The following is a 23,081-nucleotide window of genomic DNA, read 5'->3' as shown; positions in this document are numbered from 1 at the left end:
CAGATTTAAAATAATATCCAGTGTTCAAGGAATTTCTGAATTTATACTTGCCCTAAAGTTGAGTTGAGGGTTTATACTAATCAAAATGATATTCTAAAAATCAATAATCTATTTTAGGAGGACGAGTATGAAAGCAACAGCATTTATGGGACCTGGTAAGGTCGAGATTCAGGAAATTGCTAAACCAGCAATTAAAAATGCGGGAGATGCGATTATTAAGGTCATTCGTGCCAGTGTCTGTGGGTCCGACTTATGGTGGTTTCGCGGTCTCAGCGAGCGTCCAATAAATTCTTTCGTGGGGCATGAGGCAATTGGCATTGTTGAGGACGTAGGAGACACCGTAACAAATATTCAAAAGGGTGACTTTGTGATTGTGCCCTTCACGCACGGTTGCGGTCATTGCGCCGCTTGTCTAGCCGGGTTTGATGGTAACTGCTTGAATCCACCGGCTGACGGCACGGGTTATCAGGCAGAGTACATACGCTATGGTAACGCCAATTGGGGCTTAGTCAAGATTCCAGGTCAACCTAGTGATTATTCCGATGAACAGCTTAATTCGTTCGTCACTTTAGCTGATGTGATGGCAACTGGTTACCATGCGGCAATCACAGCGGAAGTAAAGCCAGGATCAACCGTCGCTGTCATGGGTGATGGCGCTGTTGGCTTGAGTGGTGTTTTAGCTGCCAAACTATTAGGTGCAAAAAGAATTATCGCCATGAGTCGTCACGAAGACCGGCAGCAGTTAGCATTGAAATTTGGTGCGACGGATATTGTACCGGAACGAGATCAAGCCGGGATTGATCACGTGCTGGAATTAACTGGAGTAGGTGTCGATGCAGTCCTCGAGTGTGTTGGGACGGAGCAAGCTGTTTCGACGGCTGTTCAATTAGGACGGCCAGGAGCTGTCGTTGGACGTGTTGGTGTGCCTCAGAAGGAGACAATGAATACAAATAACTTATTCTGGCGCAATATAGGCCTTCGGGGTGGAATTGCTGCTGTGACAACGTACGATAAGAGTAGATTACTAGAAGCCGTGCTCGGCGGACAGATCAATCCAGGACTCGTCTTCACGAAACGGTTTAAATTGGATGATATACAACAAGCTTACGAGGCGATGGATAGAAGAGAGGCAATCAAGTCCTTACTCATCGTTAGCGAATAGTTTCGTTGGTCAATATTAGCAAAAAAATGGAGGTAGGATATGCAAATTTTTGTAGTTGGTGGCTCAGGACGTGTTGCTACGGAGTTAATTAAAGATTTGGTAGAGATGGGTCATACCGTCGTTGCGGGTGCCAGACACGAGGAGCAAATTGTCAAGTTACCAGCAGTAAAGCCGGTCCACCTGGACTTGCATGCACCAGTACGTGAGTTGGTTGAACTGATGAAAGGTAGTGCTGTGGTCTATTTCACTGCGGGTTCACGCGGCAAGGATCTACTGCAGACGGATGCCTTTGGGGCAGTGAAAACAATGCAGGCCGCTGAGCAGGCCGGAATCAAGCGCTACGTGATGCTCAGCTCGAACTCATCGCTTGAACCAGAGCAATGGCACCGTGAGGGACTGCGCGATTTGATGGATTATAATGTTGCAAAGTTTTTTGCCGATAATTACCTAGTTAATCAAACCAAGCTTGATTACACGATTCTTCAGCCGACGAGTCTAACCGAGAAATCTGGCACTGGCAGAATTAGCGTAGTCACTGACCTGGCTACTACGAACCCAATTCCAGATGTGGCCCAGACTTTGGCGGAAATCTTGCAACACGATAATACTATTGGTCATGTGATTGCGATGAGTACAGGTGACAAGACTATCGCAGATGCCCTTAGTAGTGTTGAATAGCTAAGGTCCCTGCAGAGGAGAGTGTATTAGGGATGCAATATACGAAATTAGGCAAGACAGATATTGAGGTTTCTAAAATTTGTGTTGGTGCAATGAGCTTCGGGGAACCTGGAACAATGCATGACTGGACGCTTGATTAGAAAGGAAGTAAGCAAGTTATTAAGCACGCGCTAGACAGCGGTATTAACTTCTTTGATACAGCGAATAGCTATTCAAAAGGAACCAGTGAGGAATATCTTGGTCGTGCAATCAAGCAGCTAGGCATTCCACGCGAGAAAGTCGTGCTGGCATCAAAGGTTTACTTTAATCCGGGACGTTTAGCAAAAGATGCGATTAACCGCGAAATAGAAGGAACACTGAAAAGACTGCAAACTGATTACCTCGATTTGTACATCATTCACAGATTTGACTATGAAACGCCTATTGAGGAGACGATGGCGACACTCAATCAACTAGTTCAATCTGGTAAAGTAAGGGCGATTGGTGCTTCTGCAATGTATGGTTATCAATTTCATAACTTGCAGCAGGTAGCGCTAGATAACCACTGGGAGACCTTTCAGACGATGGAGAATCATTATAATCTGCTCTATCGTTAAGATGAGCGCGAGTTAATTCCAGTGACGCAGCAGTTTGACGTTTCCTTGATGCCGTATAGCCCATTGGCTGCAGACCATTTGAGTAGGCGTGAGTGGCAAGCGGACACCTTACGAAGTAAGACTGACCGAGTTTCCATGGGTAAGTATGACCGTGCCAAGGAGAATGATTTGCAAATTATTGCGCGAGTTGCTGAGTTAGCTGATAGACACGAAATCTCGATGAGTCAAATTTCTCTTGCTTGGCTTTTTGTCAAAGGAGTGGCCGCACCCATCATTGGTTCGACTAAAATAAAGCATCTAGACGACGCTGTGGCAGCCATTGATGTTCATCTGACGGACGACGAACTGGCTTACCTAGAGGAGCCGTATCAACCACACGAAGTAGTAGGGTCACTTACGCAAAACCCGGCTGCAGGGACAATTCTCGTCGATCGATAAAAATAAGTTTGTTGGCCCACCGTTATTTACCTGTTAGCACAGCACTTTCATGAATCATGTTGACGAGCTCTGTGAGACCGACATCGGTCTGATTGACACTGATGGTGTTCCAGTGCGTTTTGTTCATGTGGTAGCCCGGAAAAACACCCCGAGTTTTACGCATAATTTCTCCGTGCTCAGGCGTCAGCTTTAAGTCAATTAATAGCTCATGATCCTTCTCAAAGATCAGTGCGATAATCTTCTTATTACTTAGATGCTTGATGGCGGTCCATTCGATTGTCTCATGACTATGTTCGCCATTGAACGGGTAATCTTCAAACGACGTTGTCTCGTGTAAGACTAGGTCAATTAATTCACGTTTATTCATCAGTTTGCTCCCTTTATTTAAATCATATTTCTGGTGTTCTAACTTTATTATATGCAAGAATGCGCTTACAAAAACAGTTACCACTAAAAATGGAGGCAAATTAAGATGAATATTTATTTGAATTTTGCTGGTAATGCGCAGGCAGCGTTGGACTTCTACGGGGAAGTCTTCCAAACGAAGTCTCGGCAGATGCCAAAAATCTGATCATGCACTCTGTCATCGATATCGATGGTCTGCAGGTTAATCTGGTGGATAAGTTTGGTGTGAACTGGATAGTCAACGTGCAGAAACAGGAACGCTTCGGCGAATAAAAAATTTGAATCATCTCAGTAAAAGGTTGAGTGGAGAAACTCGATCTTTTTTTTGCCACCAAAAAAGCCTAGGCAATGCCTAGACTACGGATAATTGCTAGTGAAATGATCCCAACAGCTACAATCACCAATAAACTCTTACTGATAACAGCAGCGAGGAAGCTCGGAATCGTGGTCAGTAAGTATGCTAGGTTCAGCTGTGGTAGGTGGCCTTGATGTGGGGTGAATAGGGAGCTAAACCAGAGCGTGGACATGATGACAATTGGCACGAATTGGAGAAATTCAATTATTCTGCTGTGGAGCGTGAATTTCTGCAACAGGACAAACGGCAGAATACGCGAGAGCCAAGTGACGATTGAACAACCGATAATGGTCAGAATGATTGTGTTAGAAGAAAGCATGCTTGCACCACACTCCTAACGAACAGCCAAATAAGGTCACCACAATAATGACGAGGTTTGCTGGCAGTAAAATCAGTGCCAGGTATGTTAACACGCAGGTCAGCACAATCACCACAAGTTGCAAACCATGTTTCAAAGATTTATCGCCAATCACCTGAAGATAGACTAGTCCCATGAACATCGCAACAATCGCGAAGTCTAGGCCAAGAAACTTTGGATCAGCCACGATACCGCCAAGGAGCGCACCAATCACCGAGGAAAGAACCCAGCTGAGATACGCGATTAAGTTTGCCGTGTTAATCCACGTGAAGTTCAGTTGTCCCCGTGTATAATTTTGCTTGTTCATCGAGAGGGCGAAACTTTCGTCGGTGAGGAGCGTTCCCAGCAGGATATTCTGCCTTAATGGTGCGTTTTTGAAATAATTGGTGAGTGTTGTACTCATGAGAATCATGCGCGAATTGACGAGAAAAGTAGCTAAGATAATCGAGAGCACTGGACTACCCCCACTAAGCATGCTGACAGTCGTAAACTGAGCCGATCCAGCGTAGATAAAGAGGGACATGAGTAGGACGATGACGGGACTAAAGCCGCTTGCTCGCCCAATAATACCGAACGCCATGCCGATACCCACATAGCCAAAAACAGTTGGTAATGTTTCCTTAATGGCACTTTTGACTGTCAGTTGCTCGTTCATTGATCCTGCTACCTCCCTGGCTGATTGATGAGAATTATCCTCATTCTAGGGATAGGGGAGATTAAGGTCAACGAACACTTACAAAAAAAGCCACTGAGATAAATGGTGCAAGTGGTGAAACAGGTTAATTCGTTAGCTTCTTCTCCATAATGTAGTCTGTCTGGGCATCCGTGCCCAATTGGAAAGTATGGGCACCGATCTGGTGGAATCCCAGCCGTTGATAGAATTTCTGCGCGGGCTCATTATGCTCCCAAACTCCCAAGATAATCCTTGTCTTGCCTAGTTGCTCTGCCTGGTTTAGCGCAAGCTGGTACAACTTTGTACCCAATCCTTGGCGTTTGAATCTGCGGCGGACATAGATCCGCTCAATTTCAAGAGCCGCATCTCCGAAGTTTTCAGACTGCGCTTGACCAATATTGAGTTTCAAGTAACCAGCCCATACCCCGTCAACGGTGATTGACCAAAAGGTTGAGTCAGCATTATTCAGTTCACTTCGAAGCTGAAGAGCGCTATAAGCGGAATCCAGATATTGTGTCAAATTCTGCGGATCATTCGCACTACCAAAGGTATCAGTGAATGTCTCACGACTAATCGTCATGAGTTCTTTAATTTGGTTGGTTGTGATTCGGTCAATAATTACTTTCAAATGAAGCCTCCACCAGCATTAAAATTTATAAAATCAGATAATCTATTCATAATAAGTCATCATAAAACATCGGTAAATGATAGTCAAAGGAGGAGTAGACTAATGCTAGAACGAAGGGCGAATGCACAAGTCGATGAATTGATTAGTAAGCTTCCAGAAGAGCTAGCGCTCATTGTGCAGCAGTATCGCTTACTGATTCTAGAGAGTAATTCGGCAGTGATTGAGGACCATAAGTGGTCTATGCCAAGCTACGAGCTCCCAGAAAGCGGCCAGAAAATGTACATCCAAGTAGCTAAAAAATACGTGAACCTTGGGTTCACGTATGGGGTAGATTTGTTAGAGTTTGACTCGAAGAGATTATTAACCGGTACGGGACAAACGATGCGGCACATTAAGATAGTTCCTGGCAGACCAATAGACGAAACTGCAGTCACCAGCCTGATTGAACACGCATTTAACTAAGCAAGTTTCTGCTGTTCAGCGCTATTGATTTTATTAGTGCCCTCAATCACGATAGACTGGGCGAGTTTGGCAAACGCGGTAACAGCGAGCGCCAGACCTAAAAAGATTAGTTCAATGAGCAGCACTCCCGGTGCGTCTTCGAAGTCTGCCCAAATATACGCGAATGGGCTGCCGATGAAATACAGCATCGCAATTGCTAAGGCCGCATACTTAATCTTGGCCAATCTTAGGCTGGTCTTGACCGAAAAAGTGTCCTGCAGCTCGAAATTACGTAGCAACCTGAAAGCCTGATACATGCCGTAAAGGAAGATGATTACTGAGACGTAAATTCCAGTGAGGATAGTGTAGAACAGCCAAGCGTGGGTGGGATAAGTCACGACTAACGCCGGAATTCCTTCCAGACCGATCAAGGTACTGATAAACAAAATAAGGCCTGTAATGCCAATTAATGCGAGTCGTAAAAAGTTGCTGATCAATTTAGTCATAATTTCACTCCTAACTTAGTGCAAGAATCGCTGTGTTATCTATGGTATTGTCATCATAGTCGTTCTTTTTGGTGACAGCCACAGCACAGTTTAATTTTTAGAAAAATTTACAAAAAAAGGCCAGTAGTCGGACTACTTGACCTCGCTTGGGAGCATCACGGTTTGGTTAACCCCATCATCATATACAACTAAGGACGCTGGATATGATGGATCGTACTTGATGGGCAAATCAAATTTAATCTTCAGGGGATTGTTCTTCTGGGAGAACATCATCGCTGCCTTGCCATCCTGGTCGGCTAGGATATCGAAATTAATCAGGTTGCCTAGCTTGACGACACCGGTTAAATTCTGGTCAATTAGGTACCAGACGGTGTCGATCATGCGACCAGGGATGCGGTCGATTACGGCATAAGTAGCGAATCTTGGGGAGTTTTGTGCGAACATGGTTTCTAACATCTCTCTTCTTAGTTCATTTTTGTGTTATTATCTAGTGCTTACTCTTTGAGGTCAGCGAAAGTAGCGGCAGTGACTTGCTGTAGATCGAGCGGATTTAGTTTCACACTGCGACCGATTTTACCAGCCGAAACCACCATGAAAGGCTGATCCTTCGCTGTTTGTTCGATATAGATAGGGAAATGTTTCTGCTCGTGTATGCCAACCGGTGTGTTGGCACCGTGGACGTAGCCCGTCGTTTGTTCCAAAATTTTCAACGGCAGCATCTCTACCTTCTTGTTACCACTAACCGCGGCGAACTTCTTCAAGCTGAGGTGGTGGTCTAACGGAACGACTGCGACAATTGGGCCAGTTTTGTTGCCAGAAGCAACCAATGTTTTATAGACCAATCGCTCATCTTCGGTTAGACTAGTAGTATCCATCTCAGCCACGTTACCGTGACGCTGAGTCTCGAAAGTAACCTGTTCGTAGGCAATTTTCTTCCGATCAAGAATCTTCTCTACAAGCGTTTTATCAATTTTATTCTTCTTCGACATTAGTTTAACCTCATTGGTTATTCTAGCAAGGGAAGTTTTTACTGTCAAAATAGACCGCTTTTAAAAGGAGCCACCATGAAATTATTACAACTAACTATCGCTACCGCACAAGAAGCCGAGGAAGCTCTAACGGAGTATCTTACCAACGAGTTATTAGCTCAAGGGGTGGAGGTTAGACGGCGCAGTGACTTTATTGCCGTACCAAACAGAAGCCACGGTGAGACTATTGATTTGGCTTCTGTTGCAGCTTTGCCAGAAGACATCGAGGTCACTGGCTATTTTAATGCTACAGAGGATGCCCACAAGCTGCAGCTTCTGGTTCAGGCTAAGTTAGCAGAGTTAGCGTCTTATGGTCTCCAAACGGGTACACGTCAAATTACGCAACAGGTGGTTGCAGACACGGATTGGAGCGAGAGCTGGAAACAATATTATCACGTGGTGCACGTGACCAGAAACCTCACGATTGTACCTAAATGGCTGGACTACACGCCAGTATTGCCCGACGAGCAGACTATCATACTTGATCCGGGGCTTTCCTTTGGCACAGGGACTCATATTACCACGCAGCTGGCGCTTTTACTCATTGAAAAGGCCTTAAGAGCGCGCCAACGGGTCCTAGACGTAGGGACGGGTTCGGGCATTCTCAGTATAGCTGCTGAGAAGTTAGGTGCAGACCAAGTGATAGCGACAGACATCGATGAACAAGCAATGACCGCCGCAAAAGAGAATATTGGATTGAATAATAGTAGTAAAATAGCATTAGTTCAAAGTGACCTACTAAACAATGTCTCTGGGCAATTCGATTTGATTGTCGCTAATATTCTGACCGAGGTGTTGCTCCCGTTAACCGAGCAGTTAGCGGAACACCTAGCAGCAACAGGTCGAGTAATCATGTCAGGCATTGATCAAGATCAGTTGCCTAAATTAGAGGAAGCACTGAGGCTACATGGTTTCTCGATTACAATTCGGGTCCAACAAGAGCGTTGGGTTGCCTTACTGATAGAACGCCAGCAAGATTAGGTTATTTTTTATAAAGGAGTGGCTGAGATGCAGCATTATTTTATCGAAAAAACGGCTTCGATTAATGACCAGATTATTCTGGACGGTGAGATTGCCCACAGAATCGTTAAGGTACGCCGGAGCCAAGTCAGTGACGAGATTGAACTAGTTGATGCCGAGCACAATGCCTACGTGGCAGTGATTATGGCACTAAAGGGTAATGAGGTGCTCGTGAAGGTTGTCCGGGAAGCGGTACTTAATCCGGAGTTACCAGTAAGTTCCACGATTGTGGTTGGTACTAGTAAGGGCGACAAAAATGAGTTTATTATTCAGAAAGCCACAGAGATGGGCGTGCAACATATCATCTTTTTTAATGCAGACTACTCAATTTCACGCATCAAAAGTGATAAGATAGATAAAAAATTAAGTCGTTACCAGAAGATAGCACAACAGGCAGCAGAGCAGTCTCGCCGTGAGAATATTCCAACAGTTAGATTAATCGATAAGCTGTCCGAGTTGAGCTTTACCGACTACGATACGAGATTGATTGCCTATGAAGAAGCTGCGAAGCAACACGAACACTCCGCTCTACGCGAGGCTCTGACCGCACTTAGGCCGAGCCAGAGAATCATCATGGTGTTCGGGCCTGAGGGGGGTATTTCGCCTCTGGAAATTGGCTTCCTCGAAAGCAAGCAATTTAAAGCCGCTGCGCTTGGTAATAGGATTCTACGCGTTGAAACTGCCCCATTATACTTCTTGAGCGCCTTATCATATCAATTGGAGATGAGTTAATCGATGCAAACTATGAAACATATTTTGCAGTCAAAAACAGCCGTAATTGTATATCTTTCTTTGTTCTCGGTCCTATTTGCACTAGTTATGGGATTATTTGGACTTAAGGTACCGCTTCGAGTGGGCTGGATTTTTATTGCGCTTAACTTTTTAATCTCTTACTTCATTGGTTATTGGGTCAAAAAACAGAGATTGAATATTTTCTGGTTGCTGTTTTGGCCGGTAGTATTTTCAGTCACGGTCTTGATTCGTTATGCAGATTATAATTATTTCTTCGGCTTAATTTACCTGGTGCTTTCCGTATTGGGCTATAATCACCATAATAATTATCGTTAAAAGGGGACAAATTTAAAATGGCGAAACCAAAAGAACTAACGCAAGAAGACGTCATTGAACTTTGTCGTCTTTATATGAATGACGAGCACCTAGCTTTCGTCCAGAGGGCTTACGAGTTCGCCTCATACGTGCATCACGACCAGATTAGGAAATCGGGTCAACCTTATATCATTCACCCTATTCAAGTTGCCGGTATTTTGGCGGAACTGAAGATGGATCCAGAGACAGTTGCTAGCGGCTATCTCCACGATGTGGTCGAGGACACCAATATTACACTGGGTGACGTGTCAGAATTATTTGGGAAAGACGTTGCCGCTATCGTTGATGGTGTGACTAAGCTGGGTAAAATTAAGTACAAATCACATGAGGAACAACTAGCTGAGAATCACCGCAAAATGCTCATCGCAATGGCGCAAGACTTGCGGGTAATCATGGTTAAACTGGCTGATCGTCTGCATAACATGCGCACGCTGGACCACCTGCGTCCAGATAAGCAGCGTAGAATCGCTGATGAAACACTGGAAATATATGCACCACTAGCCGACCGCTTAGGTATCAGTATGATCAAGTGGGAGCTGGAGGATTTGAGTCTCCACTATATCAATCCCCAACAATATTACCGGATAGTTAATTTGATGAAGTCTAAGCGTGACGAGCGTGAACGTTATATCGCAGACGCTGTCGATGTAATCACCGCTACGCTGGACGAGCTCGGTATTAAGTACGAAATATACGGGCGGCCCAAGCACATCTACTCAATTTATAAAAAAATGAAGGACAAACACAAGCAGTTCAATGAATTATATGACTTGCTTGCTATTCGAGTCCTCGTCGAGACGGTCAAGGATTGCTACGCGGTTTTGGGCGCAGTCCACACTAAATGGAAGCCAATGCCTGGTAGGTTCAAGGATTACATTGCGGTGCCTAAGGCGAACGGGTATCAGTCACTGCACACAACGATTATTGGACCCGGCGCTAAGCCACTAGAAATTCAGATTCGGACCGAACAGATGCATGAGGTTGCCGAGTATGGTATTGCCGCCCACTGGGCGTATAAAGAAGGAGTCAAGAATCCCGTTAAGCTCGATGAAGCCGGCAAAAAGATTGATATCTTCCGGGAGATCCTGGAGATTAAAGACGAGAGTACTGATGCGCACGAATTCATGGAGAGCGTGAAAGGAGACATCTTCTCGGATCGCGTTTATGTCTTCACGCCAGCTGGCGATGTGTACGAGCTGCCAAAGGGTTCGATTCCCCTGGATTTTGCCTATCTAGTCCACACCGAGGTCGGAAGTCACTCGGTTGGTGCGCGCGTCAACGGGAAGATTGTACCGTTGACCTACCAACTAAAAAACGGTGATATCGTCGAGATGTTGACTCAGAGTAATGCCCGTCCTAGCCGAGATTGGATTAATATCGTCAAGACAAGTCGCGCCCGCAATAAAATTAAGCGTTTCTTTAAGAGCGAGGAAAAGGACGAGAACGTTGAGAAAGGCGTTGCTGCCCTTGAGAATCAGCTAAGTGATCTAGGCTTTTTACCTAAGAATTACATGGACAAAGAACACATGCAGATTGCGCTGATGAAATTTAACTTTAGTACTGAGAGCGAATTGTTTAGTGCAATTGGTTATGGTGAAGTTACCGCACTGGTGGTGGCTAATAAGCTGACAGAGAAGGAACGGCGCAAACGGCAATCTGACAAACAAAAGTCGATGGAGCAGGCTATTCTTACCAACACCTCTGAGCCCGACCAAAAACAGGAACCGAAGAAGGCCCAGAAGAAGAATAAAAACGACAGGCAGAAGTCTTCAGATCCAATGAAGATCAAACACGACAACGGCATCATGATCCAAGGCGTTGGTAACCTCTTGATCCGTTTGGCTAAGTGTTGTAATCCATTACCTGGTGACGACATTGTGGGTTACGTCACGCGTGGGCGCGGTGTGACCATCCACCGTAATGATTGTAAGAATATCAAAGAGGAAGACAGGACTAATGGTCGGTTGATTGATGTTGCCTGGGAGAATGTGAATGATGCTGCAAAAGAGCAGAATTATAACGCCGACATTGAAATCTATGGCTTCAACCGTAATGGTTTGCTGAATGATATTCTCCAAACTTTGAATTCACAGTCTAAGAACCTGGCAAGTATCACTGGTAAAGTTGATAACAACAACATGGCACACATCTATGTCACAGTAGCAGTGAAAAACGCCTTACACTTAGAGGAAATCCTGGCGAGGATTAAAGATGTGCCAAATGTCTATGAAGCGAAGAGGTCTGATAGCTAATGAGAATTGTAGTTCAACGCGTTACAGAAGCTAGCGTCACGGTCGCCCAGAATCAAATCGCCCGGATAGGTAAGGGTTTTCTACTACTCGTCGGAATCGAGCAGGGGGATACACTATCCTTAGCACATAAATTTGCTGACAAAATCACGAAACTCCGTGTTTTCAGTGACCAAAATGACAAGATGAACCTAGCGTTAGCGGATGTGGCTGGCCAGATTCTCTCTGTCAGTCAATTCACGCTACTGGCGGACACGAGCCATGGTAACCGGCCGAGTTTCACACAAGCAATGCGGCCCGAGCTTGCAGAACCGCTATTTGAGCAATTCAATGACCGATTGCGTGCCAACGGTCTTTTGGTTCAAACCGGTGAATTTGGCGCGGATATGCAGGTTAACCTGCACAACGACGGACCGGTGACGATTATATTTGAGGAACGGGTTAGTTAAATAAATAATTATTAGTTTTTCTAGGACCATGAGAATAAGGCAACCATTTCGGTTGTTTTTTTGTAGCAATCAAAACTGCTGAAAAAATAATCATCAAAAAGCGGAAAAATAACATCTGTTGGCTATAAGCTTTTAATGAAGGTTAACACAGCTGATGGATGGCGCCCGCTAGCAGACTTCAGTAAGATTCCAGCCAAGACAATTGCTAGTATTCTAATTGGCAGTATGCAGAAACTGGCCTTGAAGGTGGGTTACGTGTCCGTTAATCTGAACCGGCAGCAGCTATTAACGTCAGAGATTAATGAAGCGCTTATCTATGTACAAAATCTGTTGCGCCCCCTAAAACTCGTCGTGGAGCTTACTGAGGAGGATAATCCTGTTGAAATTAACTTTGAAGATTTACAACAAGCACTAGTTAACTATCAGTTACGGGGCATTGAACTCTCGCTTGATGACGTTGGCACTGGCTTGAACCAGCTGGATAACGTCGACAGATTCATGCCTTACTTGAGTGAACTGAAATTTGCGCTACAAAACTTTGAAGAGTCAGTTTTTGACCAGGAAATTCAAGACAAAATAGTTTTCTTGCGGGACTTAGCACAGAAGAACAACCTAAGATTTATCCTTGAAGGTATTGAGAGTGAGGAAGAAGATCAACTGTTGAATAAAATGAATATCACGTTAAGACAAGGGTACTATTATGGTAAGCCACATATTTTGAAGCTACTTGATGATGACCCGGATAATTAAGTAAAAGAAAAGGGGAATAAGATGAAGTTAGTAATAGTTGGCTGCACACACGCTGGTGTTTCAACCGCGAAAGAAATTATAACGAATCATCCAGACACTGATTAACTATTTATGAACGAAATGACAACGTTTCTTTTCTGTCGTGTGGTATCTCTTTATACTTAGAGGGAGTCGTCGACAAACTTGAGGATATGTTCTACGAAACACCGGAGCATCTGGCAAGTATTGGCGCAAAAGTCAAGACTATGCACGACGTTTTAAAGATCAATCCAAAAGAAAAATCCATACTCGTGCAAGACATGAGCACCAAAAAGGTTGTGACAGATACTTACGATAAGTTGATTATGAGCACGGGTTCTTATGTTCAGGTACCTCCTTTAACGGGCATAGATAACGATAAGGTGCTATTGTGTATGGTTATAAGCAGGCAAAAGCAATCTATAATAGCGCGAAAGACAACCAGCATATCGCGATTGTAGGTGGCTGCTTTATTGGGATTGAACTGGCCGAGGCCTATGCCAACACAGACCACCAAGTAACGCTAATTCAGGGTAATAAGCAATTGCTTAATAACTACGTAGACGCAGACATGTCGCTTAAAATCGTAGAAACACTGCAACAACATGGGGTAGACGTTCGCTTAGGTCATCGGGTTAAAACTCCTTTGGCAGTGTAAATGGGACCAAGCAGGTACTCATTAATACCGCGCAAGGGCAGATTACCGCAGATCTAGTAATTGTCTGCACTGGCTTCTTGGCAAATACTGAATTATTGTTTGGTAAGGTCGAGATGGACAAAACTGGTGCGCTGTTGACGAACGAATGGCTTGAGACCTCTGAACCGGACATTTTAGCCGCCGGTGATTCAGCGGCAATCACTTATAATCCACTAAAACAAGATATGTATATTCCGTTAGCATCGAACGCCGTGAAGCAAGGTTACATTGCGGGTAGAAACGTGTTTGGCCACGTGCAGAAGTTTCCTGGCAAACAAGGAAAAACTGCACTACGTTTCTTTGACTATACACTGGCAAACACGGGACTTACTATTCCTGTCGTTGCCATTTTCATTGTTGTTCAACTGTTTTTAGGCATCATGGTGATATTAATTAGAAAACAAAAGGTCAGCACGATTGTGCTCCATGCAAGTGCATTGATTCTTTTTTGTATCTTCTATTTCTTAGCCACTTTCAAAAATGGTGTTGTGCCCGGAATGGGAATGATTAGCTTGAGCGAAGCTCTTTTCTATTCTAGCTCTTTAATTATCCTCGATGGACTCGTCTACTTCATGCTCTCACAATTTAATGCAGAGGATATTTATGTGGACACCATTTTACAGCAGGCAAACACCGATTGGTTGACCAGCTTAAATAACTACGGTTCATTTGTTGAACAATTAGCGAACAATTTTAAGCATTGGCAGAAGACAAAAGAGCCACTCTTGATGATTGCCCTCGATATTGATCACTTCAAAAATCTGAATGACGGCTTTGGCCACTTTACAGGTAACCGCGGTTAGCGGAGGCTAGTACCGTGATGGAGCAGGTTATTTCAAGAGTGCCAAAAGCTACCGTGTTGGCGGTGATGAAATTAATATTGTTCTGCCGAATTGTAGCTTAGAAGAGGCAACATGTGCTGCAGAAAAGTTGAAGGAAAGTCTGAATAAGATGACCTTTACCTCCGTGGATGGTGAGGAATTAATCGTCACTATTTCCATTGGCGTCGCACAGACCAGCCTAGCAGATTATAGCCCGGAGGATTTATATGAGCGTGCTGATCAAATGCTTTACCGGTCAAAGGCCCGGGGCCGAAATAATTTAACTGTTCAAAATAACGAATTTTAGGTGCTTCGGTATGAAATTTCGGTTTAACACCGAATGAGTATTGACAAGGCCTGTTCAATTAAGTATTCTAGATACCAATTAAGTAATTAATCAATGAGAAAGACTGAGAGCAAAAAAGACAGAGAGTAGCTGGTCGGTGTAAAGCTATTGAAACGCTCGTGACAACTTTTGAGATTAAACCGTTTGGCGAGCGTTATTCGTAGCAATTACTAAGGTGGTACCGCGTAGGAATGCGCCCTTGATGAATTAATCAAGGGTGCTTTTTATTTTGGAGGAGATTAAATGAAATTACAAAAACCAAAGGGAACCGTAGATATTCTACCCCAGACTGTCAGACAATGGCAGAAGGTGGAGGAGATTACCCGGAACTTTTTCCAAAAAGCTAATTATCAGGAGATTCGCACCCCAATCTTCGAGAACTACGAGCTCTTCGCGCGCTCAAGTGGTGAAGAGAGTGATGTCGTCCAGAAGGAAATGTACGATTTCTTGGATAAGGGGAATAGAAGGCTAGCCCTACGTCCCGAGGGTACAGCTGGCGTTGTGCGTTCGTTTGTTGAAAATAAATTGTATGGACCAGAATACGCGAAGCCATATAAGCTTTTCTACATCGAACCGATGTTTCGTTATGAGCGTCCCCAGGCGGGACGTCAACGGCAGTTCCACCAAATCGGTGTGGAATCATTCGGTTCAAGTAACGCTCTGCAGGATATTGAGGTTGTCATGCTTGGTTACAAGCTGTTGCAGACTCTCGGCGTGAAAAATTACGAATTACACATCAATAGCTTAGGTACGAAATATGTGCGGGCAAAGTACCATGATGCCCTAGTTGCCTACTTCACACCGCTCGTTGACTCACTCAGCGCGGATTCAAAACGCCGCCTCACGACGAATCCTTTGAGGATTCTCGATTCTAAAGATGAGGCAGATCAACAATTTCTTCCAGATGCACCGAAAATTATTGACTATCTGGACGATGAATCAAAAGCCAACTTTAATCTAATTACTGATACTCTGACACAACTTGGCGTAAATTATGAACTAGACGATGATTTGGTCCGGGGACTTGACTACTATACCGGTACGATCTTCGAATTCATGGTTGACGATCAAGAGCTCTGGCACAGCAAGTCTACTATTCTTGGTGGGGGTCGTTACGACGATCTCGTCGCGGAATTTTCGGGTCCGCAGACGCCGGCTGTCGGTTTTGGTATTGGCCTTGAACGCCTTCTCTTAGTCTTGAACGTCCAGAATCCACAATTGTTCGCGGAATCAGGAATTGATTTCTTTATTGCAAATGTTGGCGACGACACAATTGTACCAACAATTAAGTTAACAGAAAGTATTAGAAGTGCAGGCTTTAGCGCGGAATACGACGTGGAGCAACGTAAATTGAAGGCTCAATTTAAGGCAGCTACTCGGGCAAATGCCCAATATGTCATCACGTTGGGTGATGAAGAGATTGCTACGAAGTCGGTTGCAGTGAAAAGGTTGACAGACGGCAAGCAAGTCGCGACCACTTTTGACCAGATAGAAACAGACTTACAAAATGTCTTGAGACAATTTAATTAGAGGAGATACTGAAAATAATGGATCAACGAACAAATTATTGTGGCCTAATCACAGAAGAATATCTGAATCAAGACGTTGTGTTATACGGTTGGGTTCAAAAGGCCCGCAGCTTAGGTAATCTGGTTTTCATTGACTTGCGGGACCGCGAGGGCATCGTCCAGCTGGTTGTGAGCCAGGCAAGTGGGACCGCGCTACTTACTAGTGCAGAGTCTTTGCGTGCCGAAGACGTGATTACGGTTCACGGACGGGTTGTAAAGCGGGGTCAGGGCGCAGTCAATGACCAGATGAAGACGGGCCAGATTGAAGTAGAGGTCTCTGAACTTGAGCTGCTCAATAAGTCTAAAACACCGCCATTTGATGTGAAGGATGACACGACAGCAACGGAGGAAACTAAGTTAAAGTACCGTTACTTAGATCTACGTCGGCCAGAGATGCAGGCAGCAATCATCAAAAGAGCAAAGATTATGCAAGCAACGCATCAGTATCTTGATGAGCAAGGATTCATCGACATTGAAACACCAATCTTGGGTAAATCAACCCCAGAAGGTGCGCGCGACTATCTGGTGCCATCTCGCATTTATCCGGGCAGCTTCTACGCGTTGCCCCAATCACCTCAACTGTTTAAACAATTACTGATGGGTGCTGGTTTCGACCGCTATTATCAAATTGCCCGTTGCTTCCGTGATGAGGATCTACGTGGCGACCGGCAACCAGAATTCACCCAGATTGATTTAGAGACTAGTTTCCTCGATGAGGAACAGATTCAAACTCTGACTGAGGGACTGCTTCAAAAAGTGATGCATGACGTCATGGGTGTTGATGTGCAGCTACCGTTTCCGCGGCTAACTTGGCAGGAAGCGATGGACCGCTTTGGTTCCGACAAGCCGGATTTACGGTTTGGGATGGAGTTACAAGATGTCTCCGCCTTAGTTAAGAATAGTGATTTCAAGGTATTCTCTGGTACCGTTGCTAATGGTGGTCAGGTTAAGGCCATTGTGGTTCCGGGCGCTGCTGCTCAGTATTCCAGGAAGCAAATTGATACAAAACAAGATTACATCAAACGCTTTGGTGCAAAAGGTCTCGCTTGGTTGAAGTTTACTAATGGCGAATTTAGCGGGCCAATTACCAAATTCCTACCAAATGAGTTGCCTTTGTTGGCCGATAAATTAAACGTCACGGACGACGATTTGGTACTGTTCGTGGCAGATCGTGCTAAGGTGGTTGCTGACAGCCTTGGTTATCTCCGAACTGCTCTCGCTAAGGAATTTAACCTGATTGATGAATCTCAATTTGCATTCACTTGGGTAGTTGATTGGCCGCTCTTCGAATACGATGAGGGTGATGAGCGCTGGACTGCGGCCCACCATCCATTTACAATGCCGGACGATGCCGGTGTGAAGTTGCTTGATAGTGACCCCCACGCGGCCCACGCGAGAAGTTATGATATCGTCTTAGACGGCTACGAACTTGGTGGTGGATCAATCAGAATACACACAAGAGAGATCCAGGAGAAAATGTTGCATGCGTTAGGATTTACGCAGGAGCAGGCCGAAGAGCAATTTGGGTTCCTCTTAGAGGCGCTTGACTACGGCTTCCCACCAATTGGCGGTTTGGCAATCGGACTCGATCGATTTGCCATGCTTCTGGCGGATCGGAAAAACATTCGTGATGTAATCGCATTTCCGAAGAACTCAAAGGCAAGTGAGCCTATGATGCAGGCCCCAGCACCCGTTGATGCTAAACAACTAGATGAGCTCGGTTTAGAGGTGGAAAAGCAGGATTAGTCTTGCTTTTTTATTTTATTTTTAAATAACGGAATTTACCGAACTGTTTATTCGCAAATTACTTGTAAACAACTATAATTAAACATACAATCATGAACAATAAGATGTTCAAGCAGAAAAGTGAGGTCAGATGATGCACAAAGATCAAGCAGATTTAAAGGAAAGACTGACAAAGGAGCAATTCGAGGTCACCCAAAACGCTGCAACAGAGATGCCTTTTAGTGGTGAATACGATGATTTCTGGCAAGACGGAATCTTCGTTGATGTGGTCAGCGGTGAGCCGTTGTTCTCCTCAACGGATAAATATGATGCCGGTTGTGGTTGGCCCTCATTCACGAAACCAATTGTAAAGTTAACTGAGAAGCGTGATACAAAATTAATGCAAGAACGGACGGAGGTGCGTAGTAAAGAAGCTGACTCGCATCTAGGTCACGTGTTCACAGATGGCCCGGAGGACCGTGGTGGCCTACGTTACTGCATTAATTCTGCTGCACTACGCTTTATCCCGGTTGAGCAACTTACGGCGGCAGGTTATGGTGATTATCTCGAACTTTTTGATAGGGGAAATGAATAATGACAGAGCAACTGAAAAATTCTAATATTGATACAGCTATTTTTGCAGGAGGTTGTTTCTGGTGTATGGTCGAGCCCTTTGACCAACACGAGGGAATAGTTTCAGTACGTTCTGGTTACACTGGTGGACATGTGCCAAACCCAACATATGAGCAAGTGTGTTCGCACACAACTGGGCACACAGAAGCCGTAAAGATTACTTTTGACAAAAGCAAAATAAGTTACGCTGAACTCGTGGAACTTTATTGGCAGGTGACTGATCCAACAGATGCGGGTGGCCAATTCCAAGACCGTGGTGATTCGTACCGCCCAGTTATTTTCTACAATTCGACTGAGCAGGAACAAATCGCTGAACAATCAAAGCAACAACTGGACGAAAGTAATCGCTTTGATGATCCGATTGTGACCACAATTGAACCTGCGAAGCCTTTCTATGAAGCAGAAGAGTATCACCAGGACTTCTACAAGAAGGATCCTACTAGATATGCGCTAGAAGAGGCCGGTGGCCGCAGTGAATTTATCAAAAAACATTGGCATAAATAAGCTTTATCTTTGCGCGATATTTGTTAAAATGAACTGTAAGAACCTAAAGGAAGTCAATTTATGGATCATTTGACACAGATGTCGCGCCAACACAATTTAATCTCTAAAGTCACCGCCGCCTTCTTCTATTCAATTGCGGTGGCGATTGCTTTGAACTTTTTCTGGCATCCGGGGGGCATTTATGCGAGTGGGGTGACGGGATTTGCGCAAGTGGTGCAAACCCTCACTGAACGGTATTTTCCGTTTGTCCTCTCCACCTCAATTATGTACTTTGTGTTGAATATTCCGTTATTCTTCCTCGGGTGGTTTAAGATTGGGCATCGGTTCACGATGTTTTCAATGATTGCGGTACTCCTGGGCTCGATTATGATGCACCTGATTCCACCGCTAACGATCAAGTTTGATCCGATTTTGTGCGCACTTTTTGGTGGACTCATTAACGGTGCTGGTACTGGGATTGCGCTGAAGAGTGGGATCTCTACTGGTGGACTCGATATCGCCGGGATTATCCTCCGTAAAAAAACCGGGAGAAGTTTCGGCACAATTAATATTGCGGTTAACCTAGTGATTGTTGCACTTGCTGGTGTCACGTTTGGCTGGATTCATGCGTTATACACCGCCATCAGTATCTTTGTCAACGGTCGAGTGATCGACATGATCTACACACAGCACCAACGGATGCAGGTACTCATTGTGACTAGTCAATCGCGGAAAATCATTGATAGTATTCAGGCGCGAATGCACCGTGGTATCACTATTATTCATGACGCCGAGGGTGCGTTTGGTCACACGGAAAAGACTGTTCTGATAACGATTGTTGCGCGTTATGAGATTTATGACATCGAACAGATTATCCGTAAAAACGACCCGTATGCCTTTGTCAGCATCACGGAAACTGTCAAAACTCTTGGACGATTTAAGGAGGTAGAAGTTGATTAATTCTGATTTACTGATTGGCAGTCATGTCAGCATGGGTGGCACAAAGATGCTGGTTGGCGCTGCCGAGGAATCTATGCAAAATGGTGCAAATACGATGATGGTCTTTACGGGTGCGCCACAAAATACTCGGCGGAAGGAGCTTTCTGCCTTCAATATCGAAGCTGGTAAAGCGCTGCTTAAAGAGGCTAAGATTGCACCGGTTGTTGTGCATGCACCTTACATCATCAATCTTGGTAATACGATTAAGACCGAGACCCTTGGTTTTGCCGAAGAGTTTCTCTTAGGTGAGCTAGAACGCGCAGAGGCAATTGGCGCAAGTACTATTAGTTTCCATCCTGGGGCACACGTTGGAGCCGGTAGTGCAGCAGCCATCAAGCAAATTGCTCAGATGCTTGACCGTATCTTAGGCCAGACTGCAACTAAGAAGGTCACAATTGCGATTGAAACCATGGCTGGCAAGGGGACAGAGGTAGGTAAGACATTTGAGGAACTTGCTTCAATTATCACACAGACTAGCCACAATGATCGTCTGGCCATCACATTTGACACCTGTCATGTCTACGATGGCGGTTACGATATCAAGAACGATCTTTCAGGTGTGTTGACCCAGTTTGATCAGATAGTGGGCTTGGACAGAATTTCAACAATTCACTTGAACGACTCAAAATTTGGCTTAAATTCGCACAAAGATAGACACGCCAATCTGGGCTATGGTGAATTAGGCTTCCAGCTGTTGAATACTGTAGCATACCTTCCTGAGCTGAAGTCGATTCCAAAGATCATGGAGACGCCGCTAATTGTGGATCCTGCGAATCCGAAAAAGAAGTATTCACCATATAAATTTGAGATCAGTGAGTTACGTCAACAAACGTTTGATCCCGCACTTGCAGAACATGTACTGGCAGAAAACAAATAAACTTACTAACATTAGTGGTGTAATCATTCCGACGGGAATGGCTGCACCACTTTTTGGTAGTTTGGCTATGAAACTATAGTTATAGGAGCCTTTGACTCATGCAGCAGGATAAAAAGGCTACTTTGCAGCTTATTCAGGTAACTTCTCCTGAGCTTGGTACTTAAACAAAAAAAGATCTTCAACATCCAAAGGAATGAAGAAGATTATGATTGGTGCAATGAAACGACTCTTGAATTATTTTTGATAAGCCTAATATGCCTCAATTAATGTGGATTTCTGTATTTTTAATAGGCGTGCGCATTGTTGCCCATGGCCCGTTCATGGTTGTGAATACCTCTTTTTCTAAGTATCAGTAGCAAAATTGAGGATACGATAATGCCAAGCAGGACACAAATAAAATGGGCAATGTCGTGCATTTCTAGGGGAACTTGGTATATAACGGGTGTTAGTAGTGTATAGATTAATAAAAAAGAAAGTAACAAAAATATGATGTTCTGTACAGTATGGTGCTGGAAGAATTGTTTTCTTAGCTGACGATTTATCAATACTGCATTTACAAACATAAAATACATCATAAAAATAGTCGACGAGGATGCGAAACGAATTGCAAGTAAGTAATACGAAGAGATAAGATCATTATTTAACGTTAGGTTGACGTCTTGGTTAACCAGAAATTGCCTTGCAAGTTCTGTGACTAGTTGAGTTAAGGTTCCTGTCAGAGGGAATAACATAGCGAGTTGAAAATGGCCAAGATACACTTGAATCAATGTTCGACTAAGAGTCAAGCTTTCATCATACGAAGACGAGTTTACACAAGATATTTTACACTCCCCGTTAATTTGTTTAATTAAATTTTATTATAATACCTTTTTCAGAAAAGGAAACAATTTATAATAAATGTAGTATTTTTCACGATGAACGTATGGTTATGGAGAATAGTTATTGAGCTCCTGCCGAAATTTTCCGGCTCTTTTATTAAACGTATTGCATTGGGGTCTAGATGATTCTGAATAAAGGAAACAAAAAAATTGGTTAGAATGACTCCGGTTGATTGCCGAATTCATTCTAGCCAATTAGCATTGAAATAACGCATACTATTAATTTTTTGGTTAATACCATGTCCAAATAATGCTTAACTGAAATCAGGATGGAATTGCTTAGAGTTGCTGTTTGAAGTCATCGATACCGAGGTGCGCCATGATTAGAGCGGCAGTTTCCTCGATGCTTCTGTTTGCAACATTGATGACGTAACATCCCAGCTTGTCGTAAAGTTCTTGGGCAAACTTCAGTTCAGCATTGATCTCGTTCATATTTGAATAACTCGTATCCGGGTTCAGACCGTAGGCCTTCATGCGCTCTCGTCGAATGCGATTGAGCACTGCTGGATCGTTAGTCAGGCCAATGATCTGAGTCGGATTAATCTTAAAAATTTCATCGGGTATATGGGCCTGCGGTACAAGTGGTAAGTTTGCGACCTTTAGATTCTTGTTGGCGAGAAACAACGATAGGGGGGTCTTTGAGGTTCGCGAAACACCCAGCAACACCACGTCGGCCTTGAGAAACCCCTTAGGATCTTTCCCATCATCATACATCACAGCAAATTCCATGGCGCTGATGCGGTCGAAATACTTCTGTGTCAGGTGATGGATTGCACCAGACTCACCGCTTGGCTTCTCGTTAGTTAGCTTGCCAATCACATTGATTGCATCGGTAATTAAATCAATGGTCTTGACTTTGTTGGCCCGACCAAAGCGAAACACCTCATCATTTAGTTCTTTCGAAAGTAACGTGTGTGCAATTAGTAAATTATCTTGATGTTGATTCTCAGTCAGGACAGCCTGTAACTTCTGCATGGTCGTAATGAAGGGGTAACGATTAAAGGTGAAATCTGTATTCGGAAACTGCGCTGATGCCGCTTGCATTAATTTAAATCCTGTCTCACCGACGGAATCTGATATAATGACAACGTTAACTTGTTCACTCATGCTTTATCCTCTTAATTTCTATAATCTATGTTGTTATCTTAAGTATATCAATTTACTTTAAAAAATATAGAAAAAAATAGACAAAA

At 44.2% G+C, this 23,081-nt stretch carries 26 protein-coding genes and 3 pseudogenes; 21 read left to right on the top strand and 8 right to left on the bottom strand.

Features of this window, described 5'->3' with window-relative positions:
- Positions 1-127: 127 nt before the first annotated feature.
- The 3 genes and pseudogenes from LA20533_RS00270 (at position 128) to LA20533_RS00260 (ending at position 2,874) form a co-directional block, all read left to right on the top strand.
- Positions 128-1,162 carry a zinc-binding dehydrogenase gene (locus LA20533_RS00270; protein ID WP_056946215.1) on the top strand — a complete coding sequence of 345 codons (1,035 nt, stop codon included), beginning with the start codon at positions 128-130 and terminating at the stop codon, positions 1,160-1,162.
- A gap of 39 nt (positions 1,163-1,201) precedes the next feature.
- Positions 1,202-1,840: an NAD(P)H-binding protein gene (locus tag LA20533_RS00265; protein ID WP_056946214.1), complete on the top strand. Its 639-nt coding sequence runs from the start codon at positions 1,202-1,204 to the stop codon at positions 1,838-1,840.
- 32 nt (positions 1,841-1,872) lie between these two features.
- Positions 1,873-2,874 (top strand): annotated as a pseudogene (locus LA20533_RS00260) (aldo/keto reductase).
- Positions 2,875-2,896: 22 nt separating this feature from the next.
- Here LA20533_RS00260 and LA20533_RS00255 read toward each other — a convergent pair.
- From LA20533_RS00255 to LA20533_RS00240, 4 genes are all read right to left on the bottom strand, one after another.
- Complete coding sequence (locus LA20533_RS00255) at positions 2,897-3,241, bottom strand: MmcQ/YjbR family DNA-binding protein (protein WP_054744977.1); 345 nt, start codon at positions 3,239-3,241, stop codon at positions 2,897-2,899.
- Between the two features lie 379 nt (positions 3,242-3,620).
- Positions 3,621-3,953: an AzlD domain-containing protein gene (locus LA20533_RS00250; protein ID WP_054744979.1), complete on the bottom strand. Its 333-nt coding sequence runs from the start codon at positions 3,951-3,953 to the stop codon at positions 3,621-3,623.
- A complete protein-coding gene (locus tag LA20533_RS00245; RefSeq protein ID WP_054744981.1) occupies positions 3,940-4,647 on the bottom strand; it encodes an AzlC family ABC transporter permease in 708 nt (235 codons plus the stop codon). Before LA20533_RS00245 ends, LA20533_RS00250 begins: the two co-directional genes overlap by 14 nt.
- A gap of 124 nt (positions 4,648-4,771) precedes the next feature.
- On the bottom strand, positions 4,772-5,293 hold the full coding sequence (locus LA20533_RS00240) for a GNAT family N-acetyltransferase (RefSeq protein WP_236693754.1): 522 nt from the start codon (positions 5,291-5,293) through the stop codon (positions 4,772-4,774).
- Between the two features lie 102 nt (positions 5,294-5,395).
- On the opposite strand from LA20533_RS00240, the gene LA20533_RS00235 reads away from it, so the two are divergent.
- A complete protein-coding gene (locus LA20533_RS00235; protein WP_056946213.1) occupies positions 5,396-5,755 on the top strand; it encodes a DUF1801 domain-containing protein in 360 nt (119 codons plus the stop codon).
- Here the strand turns inward: LA20533_RS00235 and LA20533_RS00230 are convergent.
- The 3 genes from LA20533_RS00230 to ybaK form a co-directional block, all read right to left on the bottom strand.
- The gene (locus LA20533_RS00230) at positions 5,752-6,240 is read right to left on the bottom strand and encodes a DUF2975 domain-containing protein (protein ID WP_054744985.1); all 489 of its coding nucleotides are present in this window, start codon (positions 6,238-6,240) and stop codon (positions 5,752-5,754) included. The two genes, LA20533_RS00235 and LA20533_RS00230, sit on opposite strands and share 4 nt — an antisense overlap.
- A 132-nt stretch (positions 6,241-6,372) precedes the next feature.
- Entirely contained in the window at positions 6,373-6,696 is a 324-nt protein-coding gene (locus LA20533_RS00225; RefSeq protein ID WP_054744987.1) for a DUF960 domain-containing protein, read from the bottom strand.
- Between the two features lie 38 nt (positions 6,697-6,734).
- On the bottom strand, positions 6,735-7,229 hold the full coding sequence (ybaK, locus tag LA20533_RS00220; RefSeq protein ID WP_054744989.1) for a Cys-tRNA(Pro) deacylase: 495 nt from the start codon (positions 7,227-7,229) through the stop codon (positions 6,735-6,737).
- A gap of 75 nt (positions 7,230-7,304) precedes the next feature.
- Between ybaK and prmA the strand changes: the two genes are divergently transcribed.
- From prmA to LA20533_RS00140, 17 genes and pseudogenes are all read left to right on the top strand, one after another.
- Positions 7,305-8,249, top strand: coding sequence for a 50S ribosomal protein L11 methyltransferase (gene prmA / locus LA20533_RS00215; protein ID WP_056946211.1), 945 nt, complete (start codon positions 7,305-7,307; stop codon positions 8,247-8,249).
- 27 nt (positions 8,250-8,276) lie between these two features.
- Positions 8,277-9,020 carry an RsmE family RNA methyltransferase gene (locus tag LA20533_RS00210; RefSeq protein WP_056946210.1) on the top strand — a complete coding sequence of 248 codons (744 nt, stop codon included), beginning with the start codon at positions 8,277-8,279 and terminating at the stop codon, positions 9,018-9,020.
- A 3-nt stretch (positions 9,021-9,023) separates the two neighbouring features.
- Complete coding sequence (locus LA20533_RS00205) at positions 9,024-9,356, top strand: hypothetical protein (protein ID WP_054744996.1); 333 nt, start codon at positions 9,024-9,026, stop codon at positions 9,354-9,356.
- A 17-nt stretch (positions 9,357-9,373) separates the two neighbouring features.
- Complete coding sequence (locus LA20533_RS00200) at positions 9,374-11,647, top strand: RelA/SpoT family protein (RefSeq protein WP_056946209.1); 2,274 nt, start codon at positions 9,374-9,376, stop codon at positions 11,645-11,647.
- Positions 11,647-12,093: a D-aminoacyl-tRNA deacylase gene (gene dtd / locus LA20533_RS00195; protein WP_054744997.1), complete on the top strand. Its 447-nt coding sequence runs from the start codon at positions 11,647-11,649 to the stop codon at positions 12,091-12,093. Before LA20533_RS00200 ends, dtd begins: the two co-directional genes overlap by 1 nt.
- Before the next feature lie 135 nt (positions 12,094-12,228).
- Positions 12,229-12,843, top strand: coding sequence for an EAL domain-containing protein (locus LA20533_RS00190; RefSeq protein WP_082611556.1), 615 nt, complete (start codon positions 12,229-12,231; stop codon positions 12,841-12,843).
- A gap of 107 nt (positions 12,844-12,950) precedes the next feature.
- A complete protein-coding gene (locus tag LA20533_RS08975; RefSeq protein ID WP_141322547.1) occupies positions 12,951-13,322 on the top strand; it encodes an NAD(P)/FAD-dependent oxidoreductase in 372 nt (123 codons plus the stop codon).
- Positions 13,253-13,519 carry an FAD-dependent oxidoreductase gene (locus LA20533_RS08880; RefSeq protein ID WP_054745001.1) on the top strand — a complete coding sequence of 89 codons (267 nt, stop codon included), beginning with the start codon at positions 13,253-13,255 and terminating at the stop codon, positions 13,517-13,519. The genes LA20533_RS08975 and LA20533_RS08880 overlap by 70 nt, the downstream gene beginning before the upstream one ends.
- A gap of 14 nt (positions 13,520-13,533) precedes the next feature.
- A pseudogene (locus LA20533_RS08950) lies at positions 13,534-13,770 on the top strand (NAD(P)/FAD-dependent oxidoreductase); the annotation flags it as partial.
- Positions 13,744-14,361 (top strand): GGDEF domain-containing protein, encoded by a 618-nt coding sequence (locus LA20533_RS08875; protein ID WP_335622593.1) that lies wholly within the window; start codon positions 13,744-13,746, stop codon positions 14,359-14,361. The pseudogene LA20533_RS08950 and the gene LA20533_RS08875, both read left to right, overlap by 27 nt.
- 55 nt (positions 14,362-14,416) lie before the next feature.
- Positions 14,417-14,686 (top strand): annotated as a pseudogene (locus LA20533_RS08870) (GGDEF domain-containing protein); the annotation flags it as partial.
- A gap of 282 nt (positions 14,687-14,968) precedes the next feature.
- Positions 14,969-16,255, top strand: a complete 1,287-nt coding sequence (gene hisS, locus LA20533_RS00165; RefSeq protein ID WP_054745009.1) for a histidine--tRNA ligase — start codon at positions 14,969-14,971, stop codon at positions 16,253-16,255.
- Positions 16,256-16,272: 17 nt separating this feature from the next.
- Positions 16,273-18,039 (top strand): aspartate--tRNA ligase, encoded by a 1,767-nt coding sequence (gene aspS / locus LA20533_RS00160; protein WP_054745011.1) that lies wholly within the window; start codon positions 16,273-16,275, stop codon positions 18,037-18,039.
- A gap of 133 nt (positions 18,040-18,172) precedes the next feature.
- Positions 18,173-18,613, top strand: a complete 441-nt coding sequence (gene msrB, locus LA20533_RS00155; protein WP_054745013.1) for a peptide-methionine (R)-S-oxide reductase MsrB — start codon at positions 18,173-18,175, stop codon at positions 18,611-18,613.
- A complete protein-coding gene (gene msrA / locus LA20533_RS00150; protein ID WP_056946207.1) occupies positions 18,613-19,155 on the top strand; it encodes a peptide-methionine (S)-S-oxide reductase MsrA in 543 nt (180 codons plus the stop codon). The genes msrB and msrA overlap by 1 nt, the downstream gene beginning before the upstream one ends.
- 60 nt (positions 19,156-19,215) lie before the next feature.
- Positions 19,216-20,094, top strand: a complete 879-nt coding sequence (locus LA20533_RS00145; RefSeq protein WP_056946205.1) for a YitT family protein — start codon at positions 19,216-19,218, stop codon at positions 20,092-20,094.
- Positions 20,087-21,010 (top strand): deoxyribonuclease IV, encoded by a 924-nt coding sequence (locus LA20533_RS00140; RefSeq protein WP_255313973.1) that lies wholly within the window; start codon positions 20,087-20,089, stop codon positions 21,008-21,010. The genes LA20533_RS00145 and LA20533_RS00140 overlap by 8 nt, the downstream gene beginning before the upstream one ends.
- Before the next feature lie 1,157 nt (positions 21,011-22,167).
- Here the strand turns inward: LA20533_RS00140 and LA20533_RS00130 are convergent.
- Positions 22,168-22,995 carry a pyruvate, water dikinase regulatory protein gene (locus tag LA20533_RS00130; RefSeq protein WP_056946201.1) on the bottom strand — a complete coding sequence of 276 codons (828 nt, stop codon included), beginning with the start codon at positions 22,993-22,995 and terminating at the stop codon, positions 22,168-22,170.
- Positions 22,996-23,081: the final 86 nt, after the last annotated feature.

Source organism: Amylolactobacillus amylophilus DSM 20533 = JCM 1125 (assembly GCF_001936335.1).
Taxonomy (GTDB): domain Bacteria; phylum Bacillota; class Bacilli; order Lactobacillales; family Lactobacillaceae; genus Amylolactobacillus; species Amylolactobacillus amylophilus.
Note: the sequence above shows the minus strand (reverse complement) of the source record. Positions and strands in the feature narration are given on the sequence as shown.

What these genes read in the sequence shown, in the direction of transcription:
- LA20533_RS00145 (WP_056946205.1), top strand. Translation starts at nt 19,216, where the DNA reads ATGGATCATTTGACACAGATGTCGCGCCAACACAATTTAATCTCTAAA.
- prmA (WP_056946211.1), top strand. Translation starts at nt 7,305, where the DNA reads ATGAAATTATTACAACTAACTATCGCTACCGCACAAGAAGCCGAGGAA.
- LA20533_RS00225 (WP_054744987.1), bottom strand. Translation starts at nt 6,696, where the DNA reads ATGTTAGAAACCATGTTCGCACAAAACTCCCCAAGATTCGCTACTTAT.
- LA20533_RS00205 (WP_054744996.1), top strand. Translation starts at nt 9,024, where the DNA reads ATGCAAACTATGAAACATATTTTGCAGTCAAAAACAGCCGTAATTGTA.
- LA20533_RS00130 (WP_056946201.1), bottom strand. Translation starts at nt 22,995, where the DNA reads ATGAGTGAACAAGTTAACGTTGTCATTATATCAGATTCCGTCGGTGAG.
- msrA (WP_056946207.1), top strand. Translation starts at nt 18,613, where the DNA reads ATGACAGAGCAACTGAAAAATTCTAATATTGATACAGCTATTTTTGCA.
- LA20533_RS00245 (WP_054744981.1), bottom strand. Translation starts at nt 4,647, where the DNA reads ATGAACGAGCAACTGACAGTCAAAAGTGCCATTAAGGAAACATTACCA.
- LA20533_RS00230 (WP_054744985.1), bottom strand. Translation starts at nt 6,240, where the DNA reads ATGACTAAATTGATCAGCAACTTTTTACGACTCGCATTAATTGGCATT.
- msrB (WP_054745013.1), top strand. Translation starts at nt 18,173, where the DNA reads ATGCACAAAGATCAAGCAGATTTAAAGGAAAGACTGACAAAGGAGCAA.
- LA20533_RS00210 (WP_056946210.1), top strand. Translation starts at nt 8,277, where the DNA reads ATGCAGCATTATTTTATCGAAAAAACGGCTTCGATTAATGACCAGATT.
- LA20533_RS00250 (WP_054744979.1), bottom strand. Translation starts at nt 3,953, where the DNA reads ATGCTTTCTTCTAACACAATCATTCTGACCATTATCGGTTGTTCAATC.
- LA20533_RS08875 (WP_335622593.1), top strand. Translation starts at nt 13,744, where the DNA reads ATGTATATTCCGTTAGCATCGAACGCCGTGAAGCAAGGTTACATTGCG.
- LA20533_RS00270 (WP_056946215.1), top strand. Translation starts at nt 128, where the DNA reads ATGAAAGCAACAGCATTTATGGGACCTGGTAAGGTCGAGATTCAGGAA.
- hisS (WP_054745009.1), top strand. Translation starts at nt 14,969, where the DNA reads ATGAAATTACAAAAACCAAAGGGAACCGTAGATATTCTACCCCAGACT.
- LA20533_RS00200 (WP_056946209.1), top strand. Translation starts at nt 9,374, where the DNA reads ATGGCGAAACCAAAAGAACTAACGCAAGAAGACGTCATTGAACTTTGT.
- LA20533_RS00255 (WP_054744977.1), bottom strand. Translation starts at nt 3,241, where the DNA reads ATGAATAAACGTGAATTAATTGACCTAGTCTTACACGAGACAACGTCG.
- LA20533_RS00190 (WP_082611556.1), top strand. Translation starts at nt 12,229, where the DNA reads ATGAAGGTTAACACAGCTGATGGATGGCGCCCGCTAGCAGACTTCAGT.
- aspS (WP_054745011.1), top strand. Translation starts at nt 16,273, where the DNA reads ATGGATCAACGAACAAATTATTGTGGCCTAATCACAGAAGAATATCTG.
- dtd (WP_054744997.1), top strand. Translation starts at nt 11,647, where the DNA reads ATGAGAATTGTAGTTCAACGCGTTACAGAAGCTAGCGTCACGGTCGCC.
- LA20533_RS00235 (WP_056946213.1), top strand. Translation starts at nt 5,396, where the DNA reads ATGCTAGAACGAAGGGCGAATGCACAAGTCGATGAATTGATTAGTAAG.
- ybaK (WP_054744989.1), bottom strand. Translation starts at nt 7,229, where the DNA reads ATGTCGAAGAAGAATAAAATTGATAAAACGCTTGTAGAGAAGATTCTT.
- LA20533_RS00265 (WP_056946214.1), top strand. Translation starts at nt 1,202, where the DNA reads ATGCAAATTTTTGTAGTTGGTGGCTCAGGACGTGTTGCTACGGAGTTA.